The organism is Allobosea massiliensis (assembly GCF_042655245.1).
Classification (GTDB): domain Bacteria; phylum Pseudomonadota; class Alphaproteobacteria; order Rhizobiales; family Beijerinckiaceae; genus Allobosea; species Allobosea massiliensis.
The window spans coordinates 1-13,036 of record NZ_JBHSLU010000019.1 but is presented as its reverse complement, the minus strand read 5'-3'; the positions used below and the strand labels follow the sequence as shown (position 1 = coordinate 13,036).

The 13,036-nt window shown below is 68.7% G+C and carries 11 protein-coding genes; 8 read left to right on the top strand and 3 right to left on the bottom strand.

Annotation, left to right across the window (positions count from 1 at the left end; translation table 11 throughout):
• Positions 1-15: 15 nt before the first annotated feature.
• Complete coding sequence (locus tag ACFPN9_RS10190; protein ID WP_066726134.1) at positions 16-1,884, bottom strand: TRAP transporter large permease; 1,869 nt, start codon at positions 1,882-1,884, stop codon at positions 16-18.
• 287 nt (positions 1,885-2,171) lie between these two features.
• Between ACFPN9_RS10190 and ACFPN9_RS10185 the strand changes: the two genes are divergently transcribed.
• The 3 genes from ACFPN9_RS10185 (at position 2,172) to ACFPN9_RS10175 (ending at position 5,699) form a co-directional block, all read left to right on the top strand.
• On the top strand, positions 2,172-3,035 hold the full coding sequence (locus tag ACFPN9_RS10185; protein ID WP_066726136.1) for an IclR family transcriptional regulator: 864 nt from the start codon (positions 2,172-2,174) through the stop codon (positions 3,033-3,035).
• A 175-nt stretch (positions 3,036-3,210) separates the two neighbouring features.
• A complete protein-coding gene (locus ACFPN9_RS10180) occupies positions 3,211-4,848 on the top strand; it encodes an acyl-CoA synthetase (protein ID WP_377816796.1) in 1,638 nt (545 codons plus the stop codon).
• On the top strand, positions 4,845-5,699 hold the full coding sequence (locus tag ACFPN9_RS10175; RefSeq protein ID WP_066726139.1) for a PCC domain-containing protein: 855 nt from the start codon (positions 4,845-4,847) through the stop codon (positions 5,697-5,699). The genes ACFPN9_RS10180 and ACFPN9_RS10175 overlap by 4 nt, the downstream gene beginning before the upstream one ends.
• Before the next feature lie 116 nt (positions 5,700-5,815).
• Here the strand turns inward: ACFPN9_RS10175 and ACFPN9_RS10170 are convergent, their stop codons facing one another.
• Positions 5,816-7,459, bottom strand: coding sequence for an acyl-CoA synthetase (locus ACFPN9_RS10170; RefSeq protein WP_066726148.1), 1,644 nt, complete (start codon positions 7,457-7,459; stop codon positions 5,816-5,818).
• Between the two features lie 146 nt (positions 7,460-7,605).
• On the opposite strand from ACFPN9_RS10170, the gene ACFPN9_RS10165 reads away from it, so the two are divergent.
• Genes ACFPN9_RS10165 through ACFPN9_RS10145 form a run of 5 tightly spaced genes read left to right on the top strand, consistent with a single transcriptional unit; the run spans position 7,606 to position 12,047 of the window.
• Entirely contained in the window at positions 7,606-8,835 is a 1,230-nt protein-coding gene (locus tag ACFPN9_RS10165) for an MFS transporter (protein WP_377816793.1), read from the top strand.
• 49 nt (positions 8,836-8,884) lie between these two features.
• Positions 8,885-9,151, top strand: coding sequence for an AbrB/MazE/SpoVT family DNA-binding domain-containing protein (locus ACFPN9_RS10160; RefSeq protein ID WP_066726150.1), 267 nt, complete (start codon positions 8,885-8,887; stop codon positions 9,149-9,151).
• Positions 9,148-9,543: a type II toxin-antitoxin system death-on-curing family toxin gene (locus tag ACFPN9_RS10155; RefSeq protein WP_066726152.1), complete on the top strand. Its 396-nt coding sequence runs from the start codon at positions 9,148-9,150 to the stop codon at positions 9,541-9,543. Before ACFPN9_RS10160 ends, ACFPN9_RS10155 begins: the two co-directional genes overlap by 4 nt.
• Positions 9,544-9,553: 10 nt before the next feature.
• Positions 9,554-10,435, top strand: coding sequence for a beta-keto acid cleavage family enzyme (locus tag ACFPN9_RS10150; RefSeq protein WP_377816790.1), 882 nt, complete (start codon positions 9,554-9,556; stop codon positions 10,433-10,435).
• A 7-nt stretch (positions 10,436-10,442) separates the two neighbouring features.
• Positions 10,443-12,047, top strand: coding sequence for a phytoene desaturase family protein (locus ACFPN9_RS10145; RefSeq protein WP_066726154.1), 1,605 nt, complete (start codon positions 10,443-10,445; stop codon positions 12,045-12,047).
• A gap of 154 nt (positions 12,048-12,201) precedes the next feature.
• Here ACFPN9_RS10145 and ACFPN9_RS10140 read toward each other — a convergent pair whose 3' ends face one another.
• Positions 12,202-12,423 (bottom strand): hypothetical protein, encoded by a 222-nt coding sequence (locus ACFPN9_RS10140; RefSeq protein WP_068308058.1) that lies wholly within the window; start codon positions 12,421-12,423, stop codon positions 12,202-12,204.
• Positions 12,424-13,036 lie beyond the last annotated feature (613 nt).

The window sequence follows — 13,036 nt, the reverse complement described above, 5'->3', positions numbered from 1 at the left end:
GTGTTCGGGTCGGCGTCACAGCACCCAGGTCGAGAGGCCGGGCACGACGGCGATGACGACGAGGCCGATGAGCAGGGCGATGAGATAGGGCCAGATCGCGCCCATCGCCTCGTCGGGCGAGACGTTGCCGATCTTGCAGGCGATGTAGAAGCCGATGCCGATCGGCGGGGTCATCAGGCCGATGTTCATCGCCGTGACCACCACCATCGAGTAGTGCACGTCGTTGATGCCGAGGTTCTTGGCGATCGGGAACATCAGCGGCGCCATCAGCACGATGGCCGGCAGGCCCTCGAGCACGCAGCCCAGCACCATGAAGACGACGATGGTGACGGCCATGAAGGTCAGCCAGCCGCCGGGCAGCCCGGTCATGAAGGCGGCGAGGTCGCGGGCGAAACCTGTCTGCGTCAGGGCCCAGGCCATGGCGAGCGCCGTGCCGAGGATCATCAGGATCGCGCCGGACAGGGCCGCGGTCTCGACCAGCATCGCATAGAGCTTGCGCCCGCTGATGCCGCCATAGAGCACCATGCCGATGATCAGCGCGTAGAGCACTGCGATGGTGGAGACCTCGGTCGCGGTGGCGACGCCGCCGCCGACCGCGGCGCGGATGATGAAGGGCAGCACCAGGGCCGGCCCCGCGACCAGCGCCGTCTTGCCGATGACGCCGAAGGAGAGCCGGCGCACGCCCGCCATGTCCTCGTGCCGCGCCTTCCAGCGGGCGAGAACGGCGAGCGCCAGCAGCAGCACCATGGCGATGGCGAAGCCGGCGTTGAACAGCCCGGCGATCGAGACTCCGGCGACGGAGCCGAGCACGATCAGCACGATCGAGGGCGGCACCGTGTCGGCCATCGCCGCGCCGGTGGACAAAAGCGCGATCAGCTCCTTGGGCTGGTAGCCGCGCCGCTTCATCTCCGGGAAGAGGGCGGGCGCCACGGTCGCCATGTCCGAGACCTTGGAGCCGGAAATGCCCGAGACCAGGAAGAGCGAGCCGAGCAGCACATAGGACATGCCGGCGCGGATATGGCCGAGCATCGACGCCAGGAAATCGACGATCGCCTTGCCCATGCCGGTGGCGTCGAGGATGCAGCCGAGCAGCACGAAGATCGGCACCGAGAGCAGGATGATGCTCGACATGCCCTCGTCCATGCGGCCGACCATCACCAGCATCGGCACATTGGTCGAGAAGACGAGGAAGCAGAGCGTGCCCATGCCGAAGCAGAAGGCGATCGGCACGCCGGCCGCGAGGCAGAGCGCCACGATGATGACGAGGAAGATCAGGATGTTGCCGTAACCCAGCCCCTTGAAGGTCGGCGTCAGCCACCAGAAGGCGAGGCCGAGGGCGAGGATCAGCGCCGCCGCCAGGGCGAGGTCGCGCAGCGTCGAGCTGCGCCAGGCGTGGCGCAGCGCCAGCAGCGCCATCAGCACGATGCCGGTCGCGAGCGCCGAGACGCGCCAGCTGTTGGGGATGTTGAGCGCGGCCGAGGTGACGAAGCTCTCCTCGATCGCATAGTCGATCGCCGGGTAGATCATCGCCAGCAGGAAGGCGGCGACGACGAGCAGCGCGAAGCTGTTGGCGAAGCCGCGCAGGCGCTCCGGCATCATGCCGACGAACAGTGTCAGCCGCAGATGCTCGTTGCGGTCGATCGCGATGGCGGAGCCGAGCATGGCGAGCCAGAGGAAGGAGATCGAGGCGACTTCGTCGATCCAGATCACCGGCAGAGAGAAGACGTAGCGCGAGGTCACGCCCAGCAGCAGCACGCCGATGATCAGCGCGACGAGCGCGGCCGCAATCGCCTCGACCGGGCGCATGAAGGGCGAGCCCGGGCGGACGTCCTCGAGCTCGGCGATGGTTTCGGGCAGGGCGATCCTGTCGGCGACGTCGACCATGGCGGCGCTCAGCCTTCGCGGCGTGCGGCGCGGCGGTGCAGCGCTGCGCAAACGAGGCGGCTGCCCGCGATGAGGGGCTCTATCGGCATGTCGTCGTCCTCCCGGTCGCATCGCGCTCGTTTTGGCTTGTCGGGCAGCCGGCGGTGCGGTCCACATCGTGATCGGGATCACCATGGAACGGCGCGGAGATTACACGACAACCCTCGCATTGCAATCCGCAAAAGCCCGATCTAGGCTCACGGGATAAGAATAAGGTCCATATGGTGGACCCTTAGCGAGGACGCTTCGTGGGAGCTAGCGAGGAGGCGCGGTCCGGCCTATCCGGTTCGCAGAGCGTTGACCGCGCCCTGCAACTGCTCGCGCTCGTCGGCCGCGAGCCGGCGGGCGGGCTTCCGCTGGCCGACATCGTCGCCGGCAGCGGCCTCAACAAGCCGACGGCGCGGCGGCTGCTGCTGGCGCTGATGCGGGCGGGGCTGATCGAGCAGGAGCCGCAGACGCGGCATTACTGCCTTGGCGAGGAAGCCTTCGTGCTCGGCGTGCTGGCGGCCCGCCGGCATGGTCTGCTCGAACTCGCGATGGAGAGCCTGCGCCGCCTCGCGGCCGTCTCCATGGATACGAGCTTCCTGTCGGTCCGGCGCGACAATTACTGCGTCTGCCTGCATCGCGAGGAGGGCACCTATCCGGTGCGGACCCATGCGCTGCAGACCGGCGACCAGCACCCGCTCGGCGTCGGGGCCGGCTCGCTCGCGCTGCTCGCCGTGATGCCGGACGACGATGTGGACCGCATCATGGCCGCCAATGCGCCCGTCCTGACGACGCGCTATCCCGGCTTCGCGCCGGAGGTCATCCGCGCCGATCTGGCGGCTGCGCGGCAGCGCGGCTTCGCCCTCAACCCCGGACGGCTGGTCGCCAGCTCCTGGGGGATCGGCATGGCCTTCCGCTATCCGGACGGGCGCGTCGCCGGCGCGCTCAGCCTCGCCGCCATCGACAGCCGCATGGGGCCGGAGCGGCAGCAGGAGCTGGCCGCCCATCTGCGCGCCGAGGCCGCCGCGATGGAGCGGCGGCTTTCGGAGATGTTCGGGCCGGGTCGCACGGTTGCCGGCCGCGGCGGGCGGCCCGTCGCGGCGGCAGTCGAGGCGAGGCGGGTGTGATGGTCGCGGACCTTTTCGTGTTGCCCGACAGACCGTCGTGGCTCGGGTCATCCCGGACAAGCCGCGTCAGCGGCGCCGATCCGGGATCCATGCCTGAACCGTTCCGGAATGGGTCCCGGGTCTTCGCTTCGCTGCGCCCGGGACGACCGCGCCCTACCGCCCTGGAGAGATCAACATGATGCAACAGCAAGCCATGGCCCCCGTAGGCGGCGTCGTGCCGATGACGCGACGGGTGATGAATCTCGGCCATATTGTCGCGCAGAACGGGCGGCGCCTGGCGGCCCACCCCGCCTTCGTCTGGGGTGAGCTGACGCTGAGCTGGGCCGATCTCGATGCGCAGGTCTCGGCGCTGGCGGCGGGCCTGCGGGCGCGCGGCATCGGCAAGGGCGACCGCATCCTGGTGCATTCCAAGAACTGCGACGCGATGTTCGTGTCGATGTTCGCGACCTTCCGGATCGGCGCGGTCTGGGTGCCGACCAATTTCCGGCTGCTGCCGGACGAGGTCGCCTATCTCTCGACCTCCTCGGGCGCGAAGGCCTTTCTCTGCCATGGCGACTTTCCCGACCATGCGGCGGCGGTCGCGAAGGCCGCGCCGGCACCGGATTTCACCTGGCGGATCGGGGCAGGCGCCTTCGGCGAGGACGAGGTCGGCGCCGTTATCGCCCGTCACAAAGGCGAGCGCGTCGCGGATGTCGCCGTCGAGCATGACGATCCCTGCTGGTTCTTCTTCACCTCGGGCACGACCGGGCGCTCCAAGGCCGCGGTGCTGACCCATGGCCAGATGGGCTTCGTCATCACCAACCATCTCTGCGACCTCGTGCCCGGCACGACGGAAGCCGATTGCTCGCTGGTGGTGGCGCCGCTCTCGCATGGCGCCGGCGTTCATCAGCTGATGCTGGCTTCGCGCGGGGCGGCCTCGATCCTGCTGCCGACCGAGCGCTTCGACATCGACGAGGCCTGGCGGCTGATCGCGCGCCACCGCGTCACCAGCCTGTTCACCGTGCCGACGATCCTGAAGATGCTGGTCGAGCATCCGGCGGTCGAGCAGCACGACCATTCGAGCCTGCGCTATGTCATCTATGCGGGCGCGCCGATGTATCGCGAGGACCAGAAGCGTGCGCTTGCCACGCTGGGCTCCGTGCTCGTGCAGTATTTCGGGCTGGGCGAGGTCACCGGCAACATCACCGTGCTGCCGCCCTCGCTGCATGTCGCCGAGGACGGGCCGCAGGCACGAGTCGGCAGCTGCGGCTATGCCCGTACCGCGATGCAGGTCCAGATCCAGGACGAGGCCGGCGAGGAGGTCGCGTCCGGCGTCCAGGGCGAGATCTGCGTGATCGGCCCGGCGGTCTTCGCCGGCTATTACGACAACCCGGAAGCCAATGCGAAGTCGTTCCGGAACGGCTGGTTCCGCACCGGCGATCTCGGCCACATGGACGAGGAGGGCTTCGTCTACATCACCGGCCGCGCCTCGGACATGTACATCTCCGGCGGCTCGAACATCTATCCGCGCGAGATCGAGGAGAAGATCCTGACCCATCCCGCCATCGCGGAGGTCGCGGTGCTTGGCGTCCCCGATCCGGTCTGGGGAGAGATCGGGGTCGCCGTCTGCGTCTGTCGCGGCGGGGCCCGCGCCGACGAGGCGGAGATCGCCGGTTTCCTCGCCGAGAAGATCGCCCGCTACAAGATGCCCAAGCGCTTCTTCTTCTGGGAGGCGCTGCCGAAATCGGGATACGGCAAGGTGCCCAAGCGCCTCGTGCGCGACGAGTTGGAAGCGCGCGGGCAGCTGGACTGGCTGAGGGGGCAGGGCTCGTGAGGCGCATCCAGCAGCCCGGGCCGGAGACGCCCGGCCGCATCCAATGGGCGGAGTGCCACGGCCTGCGCTTCCCGCTGACGCTGCAACCCGGCCTGACGCTGCTCGAGGCCGTCCGGCGCGGTTTCGCCGCCGCCGGCTTCGTCAGCGGGACGGTGAAGCTCGACGGGCTTTCGCTCTCGCCCTTCGCCTATGTGATGCCGGCGCTGTCGCAGACGCCGGAGCATGCGGCCTTCTACAGCGGCACATTCAGGCCTGTGGGCGTCGCCCGCATCGAGGTGGGCGCGATGACCTTCGGCCTGCGCGACGGCGCGCCTTTCTTCCATGCCCATGCGCTCTGGGTCGAGGGCGACGGGCGGCGCAGCGGCGGCCATATCCTGCCCGACGAGACGATGGTGGCGGAGGAGATCACGCTTTCGGCGGTGGGGCTCGACGGCGCCGCCTTCCTCGGCGAGGTCGATCCGGAAACGAACTTCAAGCTGTTCGGGCCGCGGCCGGCGGGGCCGCTCGGCGCCACGCGCGAGGGCCGCTTTTTCGCGCTGCGCGTCAAGCCGAACATCGATTTTTGCGGGGCGCTGGAGGGGTTCTGCGCCGAGCGCGGCATCGGGCGGGCGACCATCCATGGCGGCGTCGGCTCGACCATCGGCGCGCGTTTTGAGGGTGGCGGTCTCGTCGAGAACTTCGCCACCGAGGTCGCGATCACGGGTGGGCTGATTGTGGATGACGGCGGCGGGCCGGAGGCGCAGATCGACGTCGCGCTGGTCGACTACACCGGGGCCATGGCGGCGGGACGCTACCGGCGCGGCGACAACCCGGTGCTGATGACCTTCGAGCTGGTGCTGGAGGTGGAGTAGAGCGCGCGCCGGGCGCACGTCATTCTCGGGCGGAGCAAAGCGCAGACCCGAGAATCTCAGGACGGTAGGCCTCCTCCGGCCAGAGATGCTCGGGTCAAGCCCGAGCATGACGCCTTTCAGCCCGCTTGCCCCTGTTGCATCCGCGCCATCTCCCTGTCCCGCAGATCCTTGCGCCGGATCTTGCCGGTCGCGGTCATCGGCAGCTCCGTCACGAACTCGACATGACGGGGGTACTGGTAGGCGGCGAGCCGGTTGCGCACGAAAGCCTGGATCTCGGCGGCCAGCGCCTCGGATGGCGCGATGCCGGGCCGCGGCAGCACGAAGGCCTTCACGGCTTCGGTGCGGATCGGGTCCGGCACGCCGACGACCGCGACCATCAGCACGGCCTCGTGGCGCATGATGCAATCCTCGATGTCGCCCGGCCCGATCCGGTAGGAGCCCGAGGAGATGATGTCGTCGTCGCGGCCCTGGAACCAGAGATAGCCCTCCTCGTCGCAATGGCCGGTGTCGCCGGTGAGGAGCCAGTCGCCGGCGAATTTCGCCGCCGTTTCCTCGGGCTGGCGCCAGTAGCCCAGCATCATGACGGGATCGGGCCGCGCCACCGCGATCAGGCCCGGCGTGGCCGCGGGCAGGGGCTCGCCCTCGGACGAGACCACCGCGACGCGGTGGCCCGGCACGGCGCGGCCCATCGAGCCGGGGCGGATCGGGAAGAGATCGGCATTGTTGGCGACGAGCAGATTGGCTTCCGTCTGGCCGTAGAACTCGTTGACCGCGAAGCCGAAGGTCTCAGCGCTCCAGTCCAGCATGTCGGCGCCGAGCGTCTCGCCGCCGCTGCCGATCGAGCGCATCGCGTAGCCGAAGCGGCGGGGCTCGCGGACCTGGCGCATCAGCTTGAGCGCCGTCGGCGGCAGGAAGGCGTTGCGGACCCTGTGCCGCGCCATCAGCTCGAAGGCGGCCTCGGGATCGAATTTGCGGGCGCGCGAGGCCAGGACCGGCACGCCGAAATAGAGGCTCGGCAGCAGCACGTCGAGCAAACCGCCGATCCAGGCCCAATCGGCCGGAGTCCAGAACAGGTCGCCGGCCTGCGGGAAGAAGGCCTGCGGCATCTGCACGCCCGGCAGATGGCCGAGCAGGACGCGATGGGCATGGAGCGCGCCCTTCGGCTTTCCCGTGGTGCCGGAGGTGTAGATGATGACGGCGGGATCGTCGGCGCTTGTGTCGACCGGCGTGAAGGCGTCGGAGGCCTTCGCCATCTCGCTCGCGAGGTCGAGCGTGCCGCCGGGGCCGGGACCGTCGGCCAGGATGATCAGCCGCAGATCCGGCAGGGCGTGGCGGATCGCCTCGATCTTCGGCAGGTTTTCGGCATCCGTGATCAGCGCCGCTGCCCCGCTGTGCTGCAGCCGGTGTTCCAGCGCCTCGGGCCCGAACTGGATGAAGAGCGGCAGCGCGATGGCGCCCAACTTGTAGACCGCGAGATGGGCCATGGCGGTTTCCGGACGCTGCGGCAGCAGGATGCCGACACGCTCGCCCGCCGCGACGCCGTGCCCGCGTAGCAGATTGGCGATGCGGTTGGAGGCGCGCCTGAGGTCGTCGAAGGAGAGCGTGACGAGCCCCGCCGCCCCGTCCTCATAGAGCAGCGCCGGCTTAACTGTCCCGTCGGCATGGCGGTCGCAGCACGCGACGCCGATGTTGAACCGTTCGGGGATGGCCCAGCGGAACCGCTCGAGGGTTTCGCCATAGGTCGCGTGGCGCTGGAGCATCGGCCTCACCTGCTGTGTCCTGGAGCGGGATTTGGCGTGCCCCGCGCAGCGCTGGCAAGGCCCAGTCATGCAGGTTTGTCGGGCGGAACAAAGCCGGGGTGGGTGACGTTCCGTCGCCGGCCATCGGGCCGCCGGAGATGTGAGCCTTGTCGCTGACTGCCCTGAATGCCCTCAATTTCTTCATGGCCGATGTCCGCGACGGCCTCCGTCCCTTCCTCGGGGTCTATCTCCAGGAGAAGGGCTGGGGGCCGCAGGATATCGGCCTGGTGATGACGGTGGGCGGGCTCGCCGGCATGGCGGCGACGATACCGCTGGGGGCGCTGGTCGACCATACGCGCTTCAAGCGGGCGGTGATGATCGTCGCCTCGCTCGCGATCATCGCGGCGACGCTGACGATGCTCTACGTGCCGAGCCTCAAGGTCACCATCGGCGCGCAGATCGTCCAGGGCGTGGCCGGGGCAGTGATCGCGCCGGCGATCGCCGCGATCACGCTCGGCCTCGTGCGCCAGGCGGGCTTCGCGCGGCAGCTCGGCCGCAACGAGGCTTTCAACCATGGCGGCAACATGTTCGCCGCGCTGGCGGGCGGCGCGCTCGGCTATGTCTTCGGGCTCCAGGCGGTGTTCTGGTTCATGACGGCGATGGCGGTCGGTGCCATCGCGGCGGCGCTGATGATCCCGGCCGAGGCGATCGACCACGACGCGGCCCGCGGCTGCGAGACCGGCGATGTCGAGGCGCGCGAGGGCTCGGGCTGGCGCATGCTGCTGACTTCGGCGCCCCTCGGCATCCTGGCGCTGGTCATGATGCTGTTCCATCTCGGCAATGGCGCGATGCTGCCGCTGCTCGGCCAGTCCATGGTCGCGAGCGGGCAGGGCGACCCCAGCACCGCGACGGCCCTGACCGTCGTGGTGGCGCAGCTCACCATGATCCCGATGGCGCTGTTGGGGGCGAAGCTGGCGCAGAGCCGCGGCTATGGCTTCGTCATCGTGCTCGCCCTGCTGGCGCTGCCCCTGCGCGGGCTGATCGCGGCCTCGATCCCCGGCTTCTGGGTGCTGGTGCCCGTGCAGATCCTCGACGGTGTCGGGGCCGGGTTGCTCGGCGTCGCGCTGCCGGGCCTCGTCGCCCGCATCCTGCGCGGCACGGGACATTTCAATGTCGGGCTCGGCGCCGTGATGACGGTGCAGGGCATCGGCGCCTCGCTGAGCCCGACGCTGGGCGGCTGGGTGGCTCAGTCCTTCGGCTACGGCCCGGCCTTCCTGGCGCTGGGTGGCATCGCGGCGGTGGCGCTGGCGGTCTGGCTGGTCGCGACGATGGTGTTCGACGGGACGTGGGCGGGGCGAGCCCAACCGGGGGATTCGATCGCTGCAGCCAGCGGCTGACAGACGGGCTCCGGAGTGTTATACGGGATGTATAACGGGAGCTGAGCCTATGAACGAGACTGTGGCGCTGCGGGGCGGTGAGTCTGTTGCTGACGTCGTCCAGCTTCGGAAAATCGGAAACTCGGTCGGCATCATCCTGACCAAGGACATTCTGGCGCGCTTCCGCCTGGCGGAGGGGGACCGCTTCACGGTGGTCCAGCAGCCGGGCGGCGAAGTGAAGCTCGTTCCCTATGACGATGTCCATGCCCGGGGCATGGAGATCGCGCGACGCTCCTTCAAGAAATACGCCGCCACCTATCGCGAACTCGCCAAATGAGCGAGCCGATCTGGGTGAGTGTCGAGCTGGCGAGCGACATTCACGCGGAACAGCTCGCGCTCTTCGGTGGACCCGCCGGCTTGCGGGACCGGGCGTTGCTCGAATCGGCTCTGGCACGCGCACCGAACAAGCATGCCTATGGCGAAAGCGACATTGCTGCCCTGGCCGCGGCCTATGCTTTCGGGGTGGCGCGCAACCATCCCTTCGTCGACGGGAACAAGCGCGCGGCGTTCGGCTGCATGATCGTGTTCCTCGGCCTCAATGGTATCGATTTCGATGTCGATCCCGCTATGGCCGCCGCCGCGATCCTTGCGCTGGCCGCCGGCGAGGTCGAGGAGGACGGGCTGACGCGCTGGATTCGCGACAACTGGCCGAAGGATGCGCCGGCATAAGGACACCCCGATGACCACACCCATCTGGATCGAGGCCGCGATCAACGGGCCCTGGGGCGTCGCGCGCCAGCCGGGCATTCCGATCGCCATTCCCGACATCGTCGCGGACGGGATCGCGGCGGTGGAGGCCGGCGCGGCGATCGTGCATCTGCATGTCTACGACCTCGAAACCGGGCGCCAGCGTGACGACTGGGAGCTCTATGCCCAGGCGATCGAGGGCATCCGCGCGAAGGTCGACGCCATCGTCTATCCCACCATCCCCATCGTCGGCTCGGGCTATGCGGGGGACATCATCGGGTCCGGCCGCTACACGCATCTGGAGGAACTGGCCAGGCGCGGACTGGTCGAATGGGGCGTGCTCGACCCCGGCTCCTGCAACTGGACGACGTTCGACGGAATCCCGGAAGGCGAGGCCGGCTTCATCTACCAGAACCCCGGCGAGCATATCCGCGAGGGAATGGCGGTGGCGCAGGCGCACGGGATCCATCCGAGCTATGCGATCTACGAGCCCGGCTTCACCCGGCTGGGCGCGGCGCTGGCCAAGGCCTATCCGGGCATGCCGACGCCGATCTACCGGCTGATGTTCTCGGACGCCTTCGCCTGGGGCTTCCCGCCGCGCGACTGGGCGCTCGACGCGCATCTGAAGCTGCTGGCGGAGGATGCGCCCGAGGCGCCGGTGATGATCGCGGGGCTGGGCGTGGACCTGACCGGGCTGATCCCGGCCGCGGTCGCGCGCGGCGTGCATGTGCGCGCCGGGCTGGAGGATGCGCCCTTCGGCTGCGGGCGGAGCAATGCCGATCTGGTGGCGGAGACGGTGCGGCTCGTCGAGGCCGCCGGCGGGCGCCCGGCCAGCGTCGCCGAGGTGAGGGCCCGGCTGAAGGCCGTGGGCTGAGCCCGCCATGGCGACGACGAGCTGCGATGTCGTGATCCTCGGCGCGGGCCATAACGGGCTCGTCTGCGCGCACCGGCTCGCCCAGGCGGGGCTGTCGGTCACGGTTCTGGAGCGGCGCGGCGTCGTCGGCGGCGCGGCGGTGACCGAGACGTTTCATCCCGGTTTCCGCAACTCGACCGCGAGCTACACGGTCAGCCTGCTGCGGCCCGAGATCATCGCCGCGATGGAGCTTCAGCGCCACGGCCTGCGGATCGTCGAGCGGCGGATGGCGAATTTCCTGCCGCTGCCGGATGGGCGCCATCTCGCGGCCGGCCCAGGCCGGACGGCGGCCTCCGTCGCCGCCTTCTCGGAGCGCGATGCGCAGCGCCTGCCGGCCTATGAGGCGCGGCTGGAGACGGTCGCCGCGGTGCTGCGCGATCTCGTTCTGCAGGCGCCGCCCAATCTCGGCGATGGCGGCTGGCTGGCTGCGCTGCCGGATCTGATCGATGCCGGCCGGGTGGCGCGGCGGCTGTCGCGGCTCGATCTCACCGCCAAGCGCGACGTGATGGACCTCTTCACCAAATCGGCCGGGGACTGGCTCGACGGCTGGTTCGAGAGCGAGCCGATCAAGGCGCTGCTCGGCTTCGACTCGGTCGTCGGCAACTATGCCAGCCCCTACACGCCGGGCTCGGCCTATGTGCTGCTGCACCATGTCTTCGGCGAGGTGAACGGCCACAAGGGCGCCTGGGGCCACGCCATCGGCGGCATGGGCGCGATCACGCAGGCGATGGCGAAGGCCTGCGCCGAAGCCGGCGTCGCGATCCGGCTCGACAGCCCCGTTGCTGAAGTGCTGAGCGAGAAGGGCCGGGCGGTCGGCGCGGTGACGGCGGAAGGCGATGTGGTGCGGGCGCGCGCCGTCGTCTCGAACCTGCATCCGCGGCTGCTCTTCGCCAAGGTCGATCCCGCGATCGTGCCTGCGGATTTCACCGAGCGGATGACGCGCTATGCCTCGGGCTCCGGCACCTTCCGAATGAATGTCGCGCTGTCGGCGCTGCCGCGCTTCACCAGCCTTCCCGAACCCGGCGACCATCACACCGCCGGCATCATCATCGCGCCGAGCCTGGCCTATATGGACCGCGCCCATGCGCAGGCGCGTCTCTCAGGCTGGTCGCAGGAGCCGATCGTCGAGATGCTGATCCCGTCCACGCTCGACGACACGCTCGCCCCGCCGGGCGGCCATGTCGCGAGCCTGTTCTGCCAGCATGTCGCGCCGGTGCTGCCCGAGGGGCTCGACTGGGAGTCCTGCCGCGACAGGGTCGCCGATCTGATGATCGAGACCGTCGACCGTTATGCGCCGGGCTTCAAGGCCTCGGTGGTCGGGCGGCTGGCGCTCTCCCCCGCCGATCTGGAGGCGCGTTTCGGGCTGGTCGGGGGCGACATCTTCCATGGCCGGCTGACGCTCGACCAGCTCTTCTCGGCCCGCCCCGTGCTCGGCCATGCCGATTACCGCATGCCGGTGCCGGGGCTCTATCTCTGCGGCTCGGGCGCCCATCCCGGCGGCGGCGTCACCGGCGCGCCGGGGTTTAATGCGGCGGCGGCGGTGCTGGCGGACCGGCGGCGGAGGCGGTTCTGAGGGTCGATTTGGGGCGGTGGATGGGCGGGGGCAAGCGTGGTGATGGCCGTTGTGGATCAGGAGCCGACGTTGGGCCCCACCACCTGTAGATCAGCCGGGCGAAACGAACCGGGGCCGGTGTTTCTGAAGCGACCCCGGTTCTTAGCTGCCTAGATTAGGTCTGGGACTTCGATGTGAGCGCGCTAGGGCGCACCGAGACATTGAGTGCCTCGATTTTGGGATTATCCGCAATCAGCTGCACTAAGCGTTCGGCGAGCGCCTCGCTGTTGTGCTTGAGGACATAGCGATGCACGGCGATCGTCACTGTGCCCGTAGCATCATCCCTGCCAGTAATCTCAAAGCCTTCCAGATCGTCCGTGCCGGTCTCGTCGGTCATCATGGTCTCCATCTATGCGGGCTTGAACAGTCAGTACTTTAATTGGGCCGGAATCTTTGGATATTTCTGAAGCGGCGGGAGCGCGGGACTCTGGTCACCCGCTCCGCAGGGACTGCTTGTTGGCTGCGGCTACATCATGAGGGTCGGCGGAGGCGGATTGTTCGGTTCTCGACTTGCTTTGCAAATTGCTTGCCTCAAACGCTCAATTGGAAACCAGTCATCAATCTGGTCCGGATCTGTCAGAGGCAGGCGATGGGCGATGCCCGGCATCATAGCTCGGGCTTGGCGAATGGTTGGGAGCATCCTCACGCTATGGACGAACCCGCACTTTTCGATGTCCAACGCGGCCTGTAGGAGTTCCGGGTCGGCAACCGTCATGTAACGACCCGTAAAGCTGGCTGAGAGATCGCTGAGAGAGTTTGCCTGCCCCGCGAAATACAACTCCCAAGTCGTTGGAGGGGCTGTCTTAGACGGGGCGGAAAGCTCGATCATCGTTAAGGCATGCAGCGCCTCCGGGGTCGTGTCCCTGCTGGTGGTGTAGCTTCGCAGAGCCACCGCGTGCCGGCTTTGGTCGGGCTGGTCAGGCGGCCACGGCTGGCAGGCTGACGATGGG